The 14,905-nt window shown below is 54.6% G+C and carries 21 protein-coding genes and 1 tRNA gene; 9 read left to right on the top strand and 13 right to left on the bottom strand.

The features are described from left to right. Positions 1-87: 87 nt before the first annotated feature. From OKX01_RS06855 to OKX01_RS06810, 10 genes are all read right to left on the bottom strand, one after another. Positions 88-567: a phage tail assembly chaperone gene (locus OKX01_RS06855; protein WP_264672670.1), complete on the bottom strand. Its 480-nt coding sequence runs from the start codon at positions 565-567 to the stop codon at positions 88-90. Then, positions 567-995: a phage structural protein gene (locus tag OKX01_RS06850; RefSeq protein WP_108727270.1), complete on the bottom strand. Its 429-nt coding sequence runs from the start codon at positions 993-995 to the stop codon at positions 567-569. The genes OKX01_RS06855 and OKX01_RS06850 overlap by 1 nt, the downstream gene beginning before the upstream one ends. A gap of 77 nt (positions 996-1,072) precedes the next feature. Then, complete coding sequence (locus OKX01_RS06845) at positions 1,073-2,431, bottom strand: DUF3383 family protein (protein ID WP_108727269.1); 1,359 nt, start codon at positions 2,429-2,431, stop codon at positions 1,073-1,075. A 96-nt stretch (positions 2,432-2,527) separates the two neighbouring features. After that, positions 2,528-3,058, bottom strand: coding sequence for an LIC_12616 family protein (locus tag OKX01_RS06840; RefSeq protein WP_264672669.1), 531 nt, complete (start codon positions 3,056-3,058; stop codon positions 2,528-2,530). A 124-nt stretch (positions 3,059-3,182) separates the two neighbouring features. Further along, positions 3,183-3,431 (bottom strand): hypothetical protein, encoded by a 249-nt coding sequence (locus OKX01_RS06835; protein ID WP_094196322.1) that lies wholly within the window; start codon positions 3,429-3,431, stop codon positions 3,183-3,185. Beyond that, on the bottom strand, positions 3,428-3,808 hold the full coding sequence (locus OKX01_RS06830; RefSeq protein WP_086061031.1) for a hypothetical protein: 381 nt from the start codon (positions 3,806-3,808) through the stop codon (positions 3,428-3,430). The genes OKX01_RS06835 and OKX01_RS06830 overlap by 4 nt, the downstream gene beginning before the upstream one ends. A gap of 13 nt (positions 3,809-3,821) precedes the next feature. Next, positions 3,822-4,145, bottom strand: coding sequence for a DUF1064 domain-containing protein (locus OKX01_RS06825; protein WP_094196321.1), 324 nt, complete (start codon positions 4,143-4,145; stop codon positions 3,822-3,824). A 3-nt stretch (positions 4,146-4,148) separates the two neighbouring features. Further along, positions 4,149-4,856 (bottom strand): replication protein P, encoded by a 708-nt coding sequence (locus OKX01_RS06820; protein WP_249462044.1) that lies wholly within the window; start codon positions 4,854-4,856, stop codon positions 4,149-4,151. Next, positions 4,840-5,637 carry a hypothetical protein gene (locus tag OKX01_RS06815; protein ID WP_249462042.1) on the bottom strand — a complete coding sequence of 266 codons (798 nt, stop codon included), beginning with the start codon at positions 5,635-5,637 and terminating at the stop codon, positions 4,840-4,842. Before OKX01_RS06815 ends, OKX01_RS06820 begins: the two co-directional genes overlap by 17 nt. Positions 5,638-6,073: 436 nt before the next feature. Next, on the bottom strand, positions 6,074-6,265 hold the full coding sequence (locus OKX01_RS06810) for a Cro/CI family transcriptional regulator (protein ID WP_264672668.1): 192 nt from the start codon (positions 6,263-6,265) through the stop codon (positions 6,074-6,076). An 82-nt stretch (positions 6,266-6,347) separates the two neighbouring features. Here OKX01_RS06810 and OKX01_RS06805 point away from each other — a divergent pair, with 82 nt between their 5' ends. After that, positions 6,348-7,037, top strand: a complete 690-nt coding sequence (locus OKX01_RS06805) for a LexA family protein (protein WP_199827875.1) — start codon at positions 6,348-6,350, stop codon at positions 7,035-7,037. Between the two features lie 36 nt (positions 7,038-7,073). On the opposite strand, the gene OKX01_RS06800 is transcribed toward OKX01_RS06805, so the two are convergent. After that, positions 7,074-7,340 (bottom strand): hypothetical protein, encoded by a 267-nt coding sequence (locus OKX01_RS06800; RefSeq protein ID WP_108727262.1) that lies wholly within the window; start codon positions 7,338-7,340, stop codon positions 7,074-7,076. Positions 7,341-8,126: 786 nt separating this feature from the next. On the opposite strand from OKX01_RS06800, the gene OKX01_RS06795 reads away from it, so the two are divergent. Further along, a tRNA-Ile gene (locus OKX01_RS06795) sits at positions 8,127-8,205 on the top strand. A gap of 145 nt (positions 8,206-8,350) precedes the next feature. Here OKX01_RS06795 and OKX01_RS06790 read toward each other — a convergent pair. Further along, positions 8,351-8,836 (bottom strand): DUF4440 domain-containing protein, encoded by a 486-nt coding sequence (locus OKX01_RS06790; RefSeq protein ID WP_108727260.1) that lies wholly within the window; start codon positions 8,834-8,836, stop codon positions 8,351-8,353. Positions 8,837-9,126: 290 nt separating this feature from the next. On the opposite strand from OKX01_RS06790, the gene OKX01_RS06785 reads away from it, so the two are divergent. The 7 genes from OKX01_RS06785 (at position 9,127) to nhaA (ending at position 13,923) form a co-directional block, all read left to right on the top strand. Then, a complete protein-coding gene (locus OKX01_RS06785) occupies positions 9,127-9,885 on the top strand; it encodes a M48 family metallopeptidase (protein WP_108727259.1) in 759 nt (252 codons plus the stop codon). 305 nt (positions 9,886-10,190) lie between these two features. Next, a complete protein-coding gene (locus OKX01_RS06780; RefSeq protein ID WP_264672667.1) occupies positions 10,191-10,592 on the top strand; it encodes a YchJ family protein in 402 nt (133 codons plus the stop codon). Next, on the top strand, positions 10,589-11,059 hold the full coding sequence (locus OKX01_RS06775) for a GNAT family N-acetyltransferase (RefSeq protein WP_264672666.1): 471 nt from the start codon (positions 10,589-10,591) through the stop codon (positions 11,057-11,059). The genes OKX01_RS06780 and OKX01_RS06775 overlap by 4 nt, the downstream gene beginning before the upstream one ends. Before the next feature lie 36 nt (positions 11,060-11,095). Next, positions 11,096-11,614, top strand: coding sequence for a DedA family protein (locus OKX01_RS06770; protein WP_108727256.1), 519 nt, complete (start codon positions 11,096-11,098; stop codon positions 11,612-11,614). Between the two features lie 6 nt (positions 11,615-11,620). Further along, positions 11,621-11,965 carry a DMT family transporter gene (locus OKX01_RS06765; protein WP_094196252.1) on the top strand — a complete coding sequence of 115 codons (345 nt, stop codon included), beginning with the start codon at positions 11,621-11,623 and terminating at the stop codon, positions 11,963-11,965. Positions 11,966-11,981: 16 nt separating this feature from the next. Beyond that, entirely contained in the window at positions 11,982-12,440 is a 459-nt protein-coding gene (gene dtd, locus OKX01_RS06760) for a D-aminoacyl-tRNA deacylase (protein ID WP_264672665.1), read from the top strand. A 118-nt stretch (positions 12,441-12,558) separates the two neighbouring features. Further along, positions 12,559-13,923 (top strand): Na+/H+ antiporter NhaA, encoded by a 1,365-nt coding sequence (nhaA, locus tag OKX01_RS06755; RefSeq protein WP_094196250.1) that lies wholly within the window; start codon positions 12,559-12,561, stop codon positions 13,921-13,923. Positions 13,924-13,973: 50 nt separating this feature from the next. On the opposite strand, the gene OKX01_RS06750 is transcribed toward nhaA, so the two are convergent. After that, the gene (locus tag OKX01_RS06750) at positions 13,974-14,735 is read right to left on the bottom strand and encodes a hypothetical protein (protein ID WP_094196249.1); all 762 of its coding nucleotides are present in this window, start codon (positions 14,733-14,735) and stop codon (positions 13,974-13,976) included. Between the last annotated feature and the right edge of the window lie 170 nt (positions 14,736-14,905).

Raw genomic sequence — 14,905 nt, 5'->3', positions numbered from 1 at the left:
GGTTTAACTTGATCAAATCCAGCAAAAGTACTTCCCGTCGACGAATCTCGCCGACGGTTACTTTGCTGGCCATCACGGGTCGCCAGATCAGGAACTCTCTTTCGAGTTCTGGCTGATAGCTCCCAACGGGTTTGCTGACAGTTGGCTCAGGTCCAGACCAGAACGGCTGAGCCAACGCCCTAAAGGGGAGGCGAAGTTCACCTTCAAAACATGGAACAACAGCTCCAGAATATCGGTGAACTCCTTAAAAACCATCGCACGCGCCGCCGCATCCAGACGCACGTCTCGACCATTCATCGAAACAGCGACAGAGTCAGCATTGATCAAGCGATCTGTCCACTGCTTGAGCTGACGCCCACTCAGTTTTTCGGACAGCTTTTCAATGGCACCCGACATCAACACTTCAGCCTGCTCCGCTTGCGCTCCCAAACTCAAAGACAGCAACTCCCCCACTGCTGGCAAGAGGTCTTTTTGCAAATCACCAAAAACCTCCAGCGCTTCAAACGCATCCATCGGCGTGATCAAGAAGATGGTGTCGTTGACTGTCACCTCCACAGGGCGTGCCATCAGTCGTTACCCCCGTTAGTGAAGCCGCCCACCGCTTCCAGAGTCCACTCACGGCTACCGATGCCCTTGGCAAAAGTGGCATTAGCCTTCTTTTGCACCCAGGCCATACCCGTAAACAGCGTGCTGCCACGCAGGTCCGTAATCAGGATAGGAAATGCACCTGCACCGCCCGAGAGACGATCCACATCGCACAAGGACGAGAGCACGTCGTTGGAGCGGCTGGTCTGTTGCAGGGTGATCTTGATGGTGTGACGGGGATCATGACTGATCGAGCGAGATACATCGCCATAGACCCCCACCGAGCTGCTGACACCGTCACCTTGAGGTTCAATACTGATAAAAGTGTCATCAGCTGGGCCCGTGACGGTATGCGCGCCCAGAACACATTTAACTTGCTTGGAATCGTAGCTTTTCAATTCATAGGCCATTTCAGGCTCCCAAAGAAAAAAGCCTGGCACTAAACCAGGCTGGATTTATGACAAAAAGGGAAACTTATGCGCCTGGATTACAGGGCGTAGCTCAAGCTGCCCTTGATTTCGGACACGTGAATGGCGCCAGCCAGGCGAGCAGTGAAGTACACGTCGCGCAAGACACGATTCGCCTTGTCGTTGAAAGGAACCTGGCTGCTGCGTGGCAGGCTCAGGGTGTAGCTGGGAACAATACGATCGTTCTCGTCCAGCTCTTCAGTCGCAATACCACCACGACGCACGTTTAGATCCAAAGGAGCACGGATGGCATTGCCGATCATCTGGATACCATCGTCAGTGAAGGCGACTTTGCCATCTGCATTGATCATGGCCGAGACCACCGACACTTTGATCTGTTCGACCAAGGCATCACGCAAGCGGATAACGTCAATCCATTCTCCCGCGGCCGTCAAACCACCTTGGGTAACTGCAAAGTTGCGGAATGGCTCAAAGGTGGAGAAGTTCTTGCCATGTGCCACCAAAGCCTGGCCTTCACTCAGTTCGTCGTAGGCAATACCTGCCAGCTTCTTCAGTGCCCAGGTTTCCTGACCGGGGTAGTAAGTAAACATGGAGGACATCAACGCGGCTTCAGGGTACTGCGTTGCGGCTGCTGCGCTGTAAATGCCAAAGCTGCGGAAGTACTGTTTTGCCTGCAACTGGCTAGCCAAATCCTCGCTCGAATCGGGATCAATAATGCCCGCATCAGCCGAAGCCGTACCAAACAGTTTCTCGTTGGCTTCGGTCCAGGCGGCAGCCGACAGCACATCTTCTTTGGCACGGCTGGTAATAACCAGGCCATACCAATTAAAGGGGCTATTGGCGATCGAGGACAGAGCTTGGGTCACAGTCTCAGTACCGGGCACCACCTGCATGGCCAGATTGCCTTGCAGTTGAACCGCCAGGGCCGCACCCACCGTTTTATTGCTCACAGTCACCACAGCTTCGGCTGCAGTCGCCGTCACAGGAGCAGCCGTTTGTGCAATCGCGCTAGCCAAACCCGAGGCAATTTCTGCCACCGTGTCTGTTTCCAGCGCCTTGTACGACACCTGCGCATCCAGCTGTTGACCCTGTTCGTCACGCCAGCGCAACTGGACACGGTAGTTGGCATCAGGCACAGCACGACTTACCGAAACTTTGAGCTCGTCAACCTGACGACGGCCAATAAAGACCTGACGAACGGCAGGAATCTGTGCGAAAGCATCGCGCGCAGCCCAGTACAAAGGATCCGTATCTTGCAGTCCCATGTCCAGCAGTTCATCCGCACCGGTAATGGTCATGGCGCGTGCTGTCGAGAGCACATGACTGCCCAGAATCAGCATGTCGGAAAAAGATTGTTCATTGATTGCGGTCGTACGCAACGCAATATCTACGTTGGCGATCCGAGATAGTTTTGCCATCGGTGGCTCCAAAAAGAAAAAACCACCTGGATCGGTGGCTAAAGCGCTAAAAAAACACGTTCAAGAAAACAGGCCCGGGCAGGCCTGCCTGGTCACTCAAGCAGGGGGCTGCCCCCCTTTCACTTCCACAAACTCAATCACATGCACTTCATCATCCATGCTGGCCGTATACAGGACATCCAGATCCAGCCGTGTATAAGCTTGCCCCTGTTCAGCCTGGTCAGGTTCCACCTCCGAGAGCACAGCGCGAACTACAGCAATGTTCAGCTCCTCACTGAGAGCCTGCAAAGACTCGGACTCCAATGCCAGATGAACACGTTCCAGAATGTTCCAGCTATCCGTCGCAAAGCAGCGCAACTGAAGCTGTGCCTGATAATGCGCGCTGACTTGGCGGATACCAGCCTCGTTAACCCGTCCGTGATGGCTAGGGCCAGGATGACCCTGGGTCATGGAGAAAAGGAGATAAGGCATCGCAGGTAACTGCCCCTCCTCTACAGGCTCACGAAGCACCGTATGCGGCTCGGCCGCTTTGGTAATCAGCGTATAAAAATCGTCTTGGGCATAGCTCATGGCGGTACGTTTCCTGGTCTGGACAAGCAGGCCGATACAGAGATCAAGTAAGTTCATCAAAAAACAAAGTGGCTCCTTGTGCGGAACATAAAAAAACCCCGCCGCAATTTCTTGCTCGGGGTTGTTTCGTTTGCATTGGACGCAACTTTGCACGCCCATTATTGCAATTGTGCTTACAGATTCATAGCGGGCCATGTTGCAGACTGCAACGCCACGCGTAAAAGGCAGAGGTTTCACCCTCTTTGATCTTGTCCACCTGGCCTGAATCCTGCAGTTGCACCAGCACGCGCTTAACGCCTTCGCGCATGGCGTTGCGTTGTGCAGTGGACAGATCCATGCCTTTGCTGACATGCCGCACAATCTGAATCATGCGGAACTCTCGTCCCGGATAGGCCGCTAACAGGTCTATGACTTCGGCTGCATACTTCACCGCAAAATCTCCTTCTCGACTGTGATTCTGAAATCCATCAAATGGCGGCGGTAATCTTCATCCCGAAGGACCGCGCCAGTCACCTTTTTGATCCACAAACGGGCTGTGGCCTGACGTTCGCTGGCGGTCAGATGGCCGTACTGGGCATTCTTGCGTGGGTACTCGGCCTGTATGACCATGGCTTGATAGTGCGGCAGGCGCTGGTACAAGGCATCCACCGCCAGAGCATGGTCCTGGTGTATGGGCCGAAAGTCCTCTTGCCAGGGAACGTAGCGCTCCATATTGCCCACGGTCTGCCCGGACCAGCACCAGCGGGCCCAATTCCAGAGCAGATCATCGCCGCTTAGGCCCTGTTTGTTTTCTGCTTTGATTGTCATGTGTACTCCTCCTTCAGGCACGCTGGACGGTGATGCCGTGCATCCAGGTCAGCAAGACACGTTTGATACCTTGAAACAGACTGTGTGTATGGCGGCCTACCTCCACAATGCGACGGCCGCTCCTGCTATCCGTGTAGGCAAAGTCCGCGATGTAGCAAATCCTGCTGGCAGGCATCAGGTGGCTGAAAAACCGGGGCACCAGGCTCCAGGATGGTTGCTGTACCAATTGCCTGATCTGTCCGCGCTGCTGCAAAACCCGTAGCTCCTTGTAGCGATGGGCCGGTGTTCCGGTGATAGGCCTACGCACTTTTTGATGAAGCGGTGTTGTCAGATCCATAACTCACTCCTTGCCCAAGGCGGCTTTAGCCATTTTCAGCACCGCCAGAGAACGCTCTTGGGGGTGCGCCAGGATCCTGTTCGCCCAGACTCGCGGGTCCTTGTTGTTGTCGCCTGAAATAACCTGGGCCAGATCGCGTACGCGTCGCTGTCCTTCCCGACGGCCTTGCTCTCTGTCTTGTGGTGAAGACAAAGCCAATCGGGGCGGCGGGATTTCTGGCCATTGCCCTTTGGCCAGTTGATCGCCCAGAACTTTGTGCCAACGCTGCTCCAGCTGCGTGTAAGCCTGATTCAGCAAATCAAACTGCCCGATACTGATTGCCGCGTAATAGATCGCCGGGTGCGACCACTCGCCCATTTCTCCTCGCACCCGTGCCTGCATGCCACGCACGGCCTGGAAAAAGGCAGTCTCTGGTTCCAGTTGAGGACGGCAGGCCCGCAAGAACTCCGGCAAGCTGGGTGGCCAATCGAACATGCGGCGACAATTCTTGATGCCCATTGCCACATCCGTGGGCGAGACGCCCTCTTCATCAAAGGCCTCGGCCCAGGCTTGTTTCCAGTCTTCAATGGCTTGCTTGTCACGGAAGTTGGAGCGGAATTTGTTGGGATAAATGCCATTGAGCCGGTTGTACAAATGGTCCATCAGGCTGATGCCTTCCAGCTTGGTGTGACGCAGCAGCCAGGGGTTAGAAAAATCAGACATCGATGACATCGTCTATCTCCTCGCGTTGCCGATGACGGTTCACATAGGCCAGGGGGTCAAAACCCGATGCTTGCCCTGCACGGAACTCATTACGCCCTTCCAGCCAACTGGCCTTGCCCCCACGCCAGCCACGCAACATGCACTCGGCCAGAAAGTCATCGACGCTGTAACCCATCTCCAACGCCCGGTGGGCCTCGGCGCCCAGGCGATTCAAGGCAGTTTGCGTCAAGGGAGCTTTGATCTCGCGACGATGACGCAGATAATCCGCGACCACTTCTGCACTGGGTTCAGCAGGCCAGGCAGAGAACTCCAGCGCCGGAGCCTTGCGCCGCGCATTTGTTTTTTCTTTATCTTTTTCTGTCTCTGTCTCTCCTTCTTTATCTGTCTCTTTATCTAGCGCGTTACCTGTCCGTTTCGGTAACGTTACGGGCACGCTACTGCCCTCCTTACCGTCTTGTTCCTGCTTTTTTCTGGCCCGAAAGCGCGCCACCCGCTCTGCGCTGCTGTCAGATTTCATCTGACGCTTGTCCCACGCCAAGGGCTGCAAAGTCTCTGGGTCGATCAAGCCCACTTCGCTTAAACGACGCACAACATCATCCAAGGTGCGCAGGTCCAGACCCAGCTTGACGGCCACCTTGCGCAGCATCAGGGTGTCCCCACTGTCGAGCACGCCCTGCCCCTTCAGACACAGCAAGGCGACGTAGTGCCATCTGTCCTCAAAAGCCAGTAGACGCAACTTCTCGTCATCCACCATCTCGGTGTAGGCACGAAACCACGGCATATTGCTCATCGGCACGCTCCATCCTGTTTTACGTTCTGCTGTGCCCAAGCCCACACAGGCTGCACTCCCAGTTTCTGTCGGGCTGGGTGACAAGACGGCATGCCCGGGCGATAAGCCAGTCGGACAAGGGCTTGGCCCTTCGGCACGACCTGCCTGAGCAACGGCAAAGGCTGTACAGCGATTGGTTCTGACACAAGCTGCTTGGGCGGCGACCCCATCGCCTGCGGCCAGTGGCTTTCAATATGTTTTTTCATGGCATCCCGGAATGAAATGCCACACGCCTGAGATCTGTTTGCAAACATGTGGCGCGCAGCAGGACCCCTGACCCCAACAGGCCAAGAACATCCGATTAATAGGCAATGCCCCAAGGGCACAAAAACTGTGTCACCCCATGACACAGCCGATCTGTCAGGTTCGGCTTACAAGCCACCCCCATCTTGAATGCTTAGATATTTCTATAACTTTCTTTGGGTGCTGGGGCAGGCACCACCGGGTTCATGTGATGGAACACCAGTTGCCAAACGCGAGGAATGACACCGGCCTTCTCCCATTGAGATATGCGGCCTTTGCTCAAGCCTGTGATACGCAGTACGGCTCGGCGACCGCCCATTTCTTCGATGATGTGTTTAGCGTTCATGTGTTGAGTATAGATAGTTCTAAACGTAAAGAAAAGAAATATCTAAACCAATGTTTAGTTTTTTCTTGTTTTAATGTTGAATATGGATATTTACTCGATTCGCCGCAGAAACCTGCAACGCCTAATTGAAGACCGCGCTCACGGCAACGCGGCTGACTTTGCGCGCTCTATTGGGCGCACACGGGCGCAGTTGGCCCAGTACCTGTCATCCACCTACAACGGCGGGCGCAGCATTGGCGAACGAGTGGCGCGCGCCATAGAAAAAGAAGTGGGTCTGGAAGCACATAGCCTGGATCAACAAGGCTATGGCTATGGTGCCAAGCGTGATTTTGACTCCAACGTGCAAAACGCCATGATGGGCGAGCGGCGCATTCCCCTGCTCAACTATGTGCAGGCAGGTGTCTTTCGAGACCCGGGCCAGAACTTCACGTTTGAAGAGGTAGAGTATCTGCTGACAGATCTGTGCCTGTCCGAGCGCTCTTTTGCTCTGCAGATCAAGGGCGATTCCATGTTGCCGGACTTCAAGGAAGGCGACCGAATTATTGTTGATTGCGAGCTCACGCCCCGCCCCGGTGATTATGTCGTCGCCAAAAATAGTGAAGAAGAAGCCACTTTCAAGAAATACCGCCTCCTGTGCATTGATGAAGGCGGGCAAGAAATCTTTGAGCTGGTGCCGCTGAACGAAGACTACCCGTCCATTCGCAGCGACCAGCATGCCATTGAAATTATCGGCACCATGGTGGAACACCGGAAATACTATCGCCGGTCATAAGCCACTGACTGCGCGGCCTACCCGGCGTGGCGCGGCCTAACGCTTTTTCATTTCCTGATCGACCTTCTCCATCCAGGCCTGGTCGCAAGGTACGGGCTCTACAGAAGCTTTCCCGTACAAACGAAAATGGACCACGTTGCACCACTCCTGCGAGCCATAATCAGGACCATGGCCTTGGCCATCTGAAACAGCCAATTGGCGATCCACCTGTTCCAACCATGCTTGGCTGCCAACTGCCTCAGTGGGCGCCATCGTTTGACAAGCGGCTAATAATAAAGCGGGGAAAAGCATTACGATTCGCATGACATCATCCAAAATAAAATAGCTATTACAGCAGAGCACAAAAAGAAATGTATTTTCAACGCTCTTTCTATGGCAAAACCATCGGGGGTTCAAGCTCGTCCCTGGCGCGTGAGACAAAAATGAAATGCTTGTTCCTGTGCCTGATCATGGCACTGCTACCTCTCGATACACAGGCACGAAATACCCCCTGTTCAGGCAAAAAAGGCGGTATCTCCCATTGCGAGGGGGAGGTTTTTGTATGCCGTGATGGTTCTGCCAGCGGCAGTAAACGATCTTGCCCCGCGTACATCGGTACAACAGGACGAAGTTCGCCATCGGCTCCACAAACGCTGCTGTCAAACAGCGCTTGCACATGTGCCAGTGGCACCTATTGCACGGGCCCGCGTGGGGGCCGCTATTGCGAAACCAGCACAGGTAGCAAGCGCTATCAACGCAAATAAAAATGCCGGCTGAAGTGCTTGCTTAGCAATTGCCTTTTTTCGCCTGGCCGGGTGGACAGTGGCGCTGTCCATATCCGCCGTGCCCATCTGGATCCACAATGACAGAACCTCTGGGGGTATGAACAGCACAGGCAGAAAGAATGGATGTCAGGGTCAGGGCTAAAAACAGTGTTTTCATCATTATTCTCTGGATTTCAGACGCACCCATTGTCCTCCGAGGATAAACAACAAGGTGCTACCAATCGCGAGCAAATACGGTTGGCTTCCCAGACGCCCCCATCTCTTGCGTTGCGCGCAGCTTCGCTAGGCATAAACACGGACTTTATGTAATAATTGCGGACTTGTTGCCCCTCTAGCTCATGCTTGGTTAGAGCAGCGGACTCATAATCCGTTGGTGCCGTGTTCGACTCACGGGGGGGGCACCATCCCATTCCCCTTGCCAGCGTCGGCCTACACAAATAATGATAATGCCGAACTTGCTTGTTCTCTGCCGTTTGGCGTCCAGCCAGCAGCAAGCTTAAAACCTGGGTTTGGTGCTATTTGAGCACGTCACCCAGGCTTGAAAAGCGCTTATTTATCAACAGGCGAAAGTGAGGAGTGGTGGCTGACGATGAGCCAGTCCTGGCCGTTCCACTGATACGTATAGGTATAACGCGCGCCTACGTCTTTACCGCTGCTGCCCATATGAAACGTGTACAGGCCCGAGTCCACGGCCATATTGCAGCCCAGGGTGATTTGTCTGTCCGTTACCTTGCCTTGCGGTTTGGCGGCCAGAAAATGTTCAAAGTAGTCTACTTTTTCTGCCGTGCTAACGCGGTTTACTCCAGACAGTGTGGGCAACAGAATCGAACGCTCTGCATAGTTCTTAGCAACAACGTCAGGCTTGCCAGTTTGTAGAGACTGGTTCCAACGTTCAAACAAAGCGGCAACGCCTGACTCATCTATCGGTGCACAGTTCTGTGTCATTTGGGCGCCCGGACCACGTTCGCCCTGGGTGTGAGCCGCGCACCCCGCCAGTACCAGTGTTCCCAGCAACACCATGATTTTCTTACTCATTTCCTTGTCTCCCTCTCGTTTTGTGAAGTAAATAGTAACACTGGTACCTAATCATTACATTAGCGTTTACCTCCGAATGGGACTTATCTTCTGGGCGTCCCACGGCAAGCATTCCAGCATAAATATCATCTTGGATTAAAATGCTTTAACCTCGCTTATCGTGCTCGCCTACACCTCTTATCTGCGCGCAAGGGCGGCAGCAATAATTGTTAAATATTGTTTTATATACAGACCCTTCACTGTCGAATCATTAAAATCGCTTCTTTTTTTATAAGTAGAAGGGGAAATCCATGACTTTTCGTATGGGTGCGTTGGCTGCCATGTTGGCCGTCGCTGGCCTGACCGCAGGCTGTCAGACTATGGATGTGGGTGGCTTGGTGGGTGCTGGCAGCAAGGCTGTTCAGGCTTTCAGCTTGTCTGATCAGGAAGTGGTCGCTTTGTCTGATCAATCCTGCAAGCAGATGGACGCTGAAAACAAAGTGGCCAGCGCCAACAGCAAATACAACAAACGCCTGCAACGTGTCGTGAAACCATTGACGAAACAGTTGAACGGCCAAACACCAAACTTCAAGGTTTACCAGACTCAGGAAGTCAACGCCTGGGCCATGGCTAACGGTTGTATCCGTGTTTACGCCGGTCTGATGGACAAGATGAACGACGACGAGTTGCGCGGCGTGATCGGTCACGAAATGGGTCATGTTGAACTGGGCCACAGCAAGAAAGCCATGCAAACCGCCTACGGTCTGTCCGCCGCTCGTGATGCGGCCGCCGCGACTGGTAACAGTGTGGTGACTCAGTTGAACTCCAGCCAATTGGGCGAGCTGTCCGAAGCATTCCTGAACGCTCAGTTCTCGCAATCGCAAGAGTCCGCTGCTGATGACTACTCCTTTGACCTGCTGACCGAGCGCAAGCTCAAGACGCAAGGCCTGGTCTCTGCCTTTGAAAAATTGGCAGCCCTGGACGGCGGCGAGAGCAGCGTGATGAGCTCGCACCCCGGCTCCAAAGAGCGCGCCCAGCGCATGCAACAGCGTATCGACGCGGCTAAATAAGCCAGTTCGACGTAGCCAAGAGCATGCCTGTGACCCGTCCGCTTTTGCGGGCGGGTTTTTTATGGTGCACACATGGGCGAGCAGCAAGACTTGGACAATCGCAACGTCGCCACCACAAAGGCAAGCAGGAACTTTTCGGCAGTCAGAAATACCAATTACACAGCTTCAGTACTCGTACTAGCTCGAACACCCCAGGCATGAGAAGCCGCCGCCTTGAAAAAGTTACTTTTCGTCGCGGGGGGCCATAAGCCAATACCGGCTTTCAGGTATGCTTGTGCCATTCTTTGGTCTTGGCAGTTACGCTCTTGAAAAAGTATTCCTCTTCAAAACCTTCCTGCCCCTGTGGCAATTCCAACCCCTACGAAGCCTGTTGCGGCCCATGGCATCAAGGCCCCCAATACTTGCAAGCTCCCGATGCCGTCACGTTGATGCGTTCACGCTACTGCGCGTTTGTACGCGACGATCTGGACTACCTTCTGGCCACTTGGCATTGCTCCACCCGCCCCCATTCACTGGAACCCAATCCACGGGGTTTGCAATGGCTGGGCCTGGACGTGCGACGCCATGAGCGTGTTTCCGACACAGAGGCGATTGTAGAGTTTGTGGCACGCAACCGTTTGCATGGCCGGGCCAATCGTCTGCATGAAATCAGCCGTTTTGTCCTTGAGCAAGGCCAGTGGTTTTACGTGGACGGGGATTTTTCATGAGCCAGCCCAGTAAGCCGGAACAAGTGCAACAGATTCATGGTTCCAGCCTACCCATGGCTTTACTCCTGGGGGCTGACCCCAGCACAAGCCTGATTGAACGCTACAGGGACACGCCGCACGCCTGGTGCATCCGGGATCAGCAACACATTGTGGCCGCAGCGATTTTGCAGCGCAACAATGCCCAGGACTGGGAACTGATGAACATGGCTGTTTTGCCCTCGCATCAAGGTCAGGGACTGGGTCACACGCTGCTGTCAGCCGTGATTGATTATGTGCGCCAACAAGGTGGACAGACCTTGTTTGTCGGCACCGGCACAATAGGCTACCCGCTGTTTTTCTATCAACGCGCCGGTTTTCGGATTGTGGCGATTGAACCCGATTACTTCCTGCACCATTACGACGAAGCGCTGTTTGAGGACGGTTTGCAGCACAAAGACCGCCTGATTCTGAGTTTCCCCCTGAACTAAAGGACAAGCCATGACTGTCCCTTCCTTCTGGTTGATATGCTAAGTACTTTAAGCAATTTTGCCGAACAAGCCACAGCGCTGATCAGCGCGCACCCTCAATGGGTTGCGCCTGCCGTATTTGCGCTGTGCCTGGTTGAGTCTCTGCCCTTTTTGGCGCTCATCATTCCAGGTACCGCTATCCTTTTATCTGTCGGTGCGCTGGTTGGCGCTGGCGAAATGGATTTGCTGCCCGTCTGGCTGGCCGTCACTCTGGGCGCAGGCATCGGCAATGCCATCTCCTTTTATCTGGGCCAGCGCTACGGCGGTAATCTGTTCCATTTCGAATGGGCGCGTAAGCGTTTGCACCTGTATGCAAAAGCACAAGCGTTTTTTGCTCGCTGGGGGTGGTTCAGTATCGTAGCCTGTCGTTTTGTGGGCCCTTTGCGCTCGACGGTTCCATTAATTGCGGGCACCTGCGCCATGTCACCCGTCAGCTTTCATATCTCCTCCTGGGCTTCAGCCGCTTTATGGGCCAGCGTCCTGCTGCTGCCTGGCTGGTTCAGTTTTCAACCTTAATTTCCCATGACTCCTGTAAGCCTGGCCTACCTGCATTTATTCGTCGCGATTATCTTCGAGATCATTGCCACCAGCTTGTTGCAACGCTCTGAGCAGTTCACCCTTGTCGTACCCAGCGTATTGACTGTGCTGTTTTATGCAGGCGCGTTTTATTTTTTGTCGCTTAGCCTGCGCGTCATGCCTGTTGGCGTGGCGTATGCCATCTGGAGTGGTGTAGGCATTGTGCTGATTTCGCTGATCGGCTGGGTGCTTTTCAAGCAGAAACTGGATTTGGCCGCTATGATCGGTATCGCCTTTATTGTGGTGGGCGTACTGATTGTGAATCTGTTCTCCAAAGCTGTCGGCCACTGATCTTCGTGAACTATCTATGATTGCCTTGATTCAACGGGTACGGCAGGCCCAAGTCGATATTGAAAACCAAACCGTTGCAAAGATTGGGGCTGGCATGGCCGTGCTGGTCTGTGCTGAACACGGTGATACCAGCGAGCAAGCCAGACGTTTGCTGGACAAGCTATTAGCCCTGCGCATTTTTTCCGATCAACAGGGCAAGATGAATCTGAACCTGTTGCAAGCGGGTGGCCAGCTTTTGCTGGTCAGCCAATTTACCTTGGCTGCAGACACGCGCAAGGGTAATCGCCCCGGTTTCAGCCGTGCGGCGCCCCCTGCCCTTAGCCAACCCCTGTTTGATGAACTGGTGTCCATGGCCCGCACCCGCCTTCCTGATACACAGTGCGGCGTGTTTGGTGCCGATATGCAATTGAGTCTGACCAACGATGGCCCAGTCACTATTCCCCTGCATATCACTCCTGACACTGCCTCAAGCTGACGTTTGCCTTAAAGAAACTCCCTCCCTATAATTGCGCAGGGTGTTTTGCTGGCATGGTGCAGCAGGGCAGGTTAAACATATACGCAAGGTCGGGCCGCCTTGTGGAGATTTGCCGACCATGTCCCACCCCTCCTCCGGTACGCCCTTACCGCGTGCCCATGTCGTAACCCGCCAGCTTCAAGCGCAATTACAGCGGCTTTTGCATATCGAAGCCCTGGGCGGGGTTGTCTTATTGCTAGCCGCTACCGTGGCTTTGATCTGGGCCAACTCCTCATTTTCCGATAGCTATTCAGCCCTCTGGCACACACAAGTGACTTTGGAGCTGGGCCCATGGCGTTTCTCGCAAGATCTGCATTTTTGGGTCAACGACATTTTGATGACCCTGTTTTTCCTGGTTGTCGGGATGGAGATTCGTCGCGAGATCCATGACGGGGCCCTGTCTGATTGGCGCTCGGCCATGCTGCCTATCTGTGCCGCCCTGGCTGCCATTACCCTGCCCGCGCTGATCTATGCGGCCATGAACCCCGATCCAAAAGTGTTGATGGGCTGGGCCATTCCTACGGCTACCGATATTGCGTTTGCCGTTGGCGTATTAGCGTTGCTGGGCCGTTCCCTGCCCCCCAGCTTGCGGATATTTTTGCTGGCGCTGGCTATTATTGATGACCTGATTGCCATCCTAATCATTGCCTTCTTTTACTCTGGCGGACTGGACTACAGCGCCTTTCTAATTGCCGGTGTTGGCATTGTGGCTGTTCTGGGTCTGCAAAAAATGGGCATCGGTTCGGCTTGGGCCTACGTCGTTCCCGGCGCCATTCTATGGTTTGGCATGCTCAAAACCGGTGCTCACCCGACCTTGGCCGGTGTGGTCCTGGGCATGATGAGCCCGGTACGTGCCCTGCCCCTGCCACGCAAGGCACGACACCTGAATCTGGAGCTGGCCACCAAGCTGGAAAGCCAGCACGATACCCATGAAATCATGTATACCCTGCAAAAAATGCAGTTAGCCCAGCGTGAAATCCTGCCTCCGGTCCAGCGCATTCCCGCGTTGCTGCACCCATGGGTGGCATTTATCATCATGCCTGTGTTTGCCCTGGCCAATGCCGGGGTCAGCCTCAATGGTCTGGACCTGAATGCCGCCGGCGCGCAAAGTGCCCTGTTTGGCGTGGCTATTGCCTTGATTGTGGGTAAACCCTTGGGGGTCTTGCTAGGCACCTGGCTACCCGTGCGCCTGGGCCTGTGCACCCTGCCGGCTGGCATGAATTGGTCCGGTGTCGCCTTGATCGGTTTGCTGGCTGGTATCGGCTTTACCATGTCCATCTTTGTCGCAAACCTGGCCTTTGCCGAGCCTGTTTTGCTGGATGCAGCCAAGTTGGGCGTACTCTGCGGCTCCCTGGCATCGGCCATCCTGGGGTTGGTATGGGGCTTGATCGTACGCCGTCGTTATCAACGCTCTGCGTCTGAAGCGGCGTATAGCCGAGCATAAAAAAAACAGGCCCACGCAAGCGTGGGCCTGTTTTTTTAAGGGTGAATCAATTAATCAATGGTCAGCACACGCTCGTTCAAGATACGACGGCAATCCATTTCATACTCCAGATCCTTCACGGGAGGACGAGCCAGATGCCAGCCCAGACCATGGCTAATCGCCCCGCGCCTGGCCAACTCACTGGCCATAAAGGGGTGCACATTATGCACGGTGTAAGCATGGGTGGCCGTGGTATCGGCCCACTCATGGCCCAGCACTTCCAGACGACGCTCCATTTCATCCAGAACCCATTGGGCTTTCTTGAGTAGGCCGTCAGGCGATACATCCCGATAAGCCACAATGCTTTCAATATCATCATCGGGGGTTTCGGGCACTTCGCAACTGCCCGCAATCACAAAGGTGGCTTCTTCAATATCGGTTTCCACCGTATAGCTGAAGGCATAAAAGCTAGGCTCGGCAGGCGCACCGACCAAAGGCGACACATTGCTGCGCGCGACCGGATTGTGTTTGCCTTTGATCAGGCCCCACTCTTTCAGCGTTTCCAGGTACAGCTCATTGAATTTGTTGAAGTCGCTGTCGCTGACTGGCTCGGGGGAGCGCAGCTCGCAAGCGCACAAGGCCGTCAAAGGACGCTCTTCCGCTTCCAGCACGGCTTGAATCAGGTCAAAGCCTTCTTTCAGTGGCACGGGAGCCGAAAACACGACCCGGCAGATCTCGTAACCGGGCTGAGCGGCCACCCCGCCCGAAAAGCGGGTCACGCCGGTCGGAATGAAGCGGTAGTTGCCTTGGTCAAAATTAATCGCATTGCTCATGGTTGTTCCTGATCGTGTAGTGGGCCTGGGCCCGCCTGGGTCGAGTCGCCGCCAACGCGGCAAAGCGGGCACTATAGCACCCTCTGAGCCATCTCAAGTTCGATGCATGGGCGCAAACGCCAACTTAACCGCACAAATCATTTATCCGCACCTCATCGCAATCATTTTGA

The organism is Alcaligenes sp. SMD-FA, assembly GCF_025960365.1.
Taxonomy (GTDB): Bacteria; Pseudomonadota; Gammaproteobacteria; order Burkholderiales; family Burkholderiaceae_B; genus Alcaligenes; species Alcaligenes aquatilis.
This window is presented reverse-complemented; position numbering and strand designations above follow the sequence as displayed.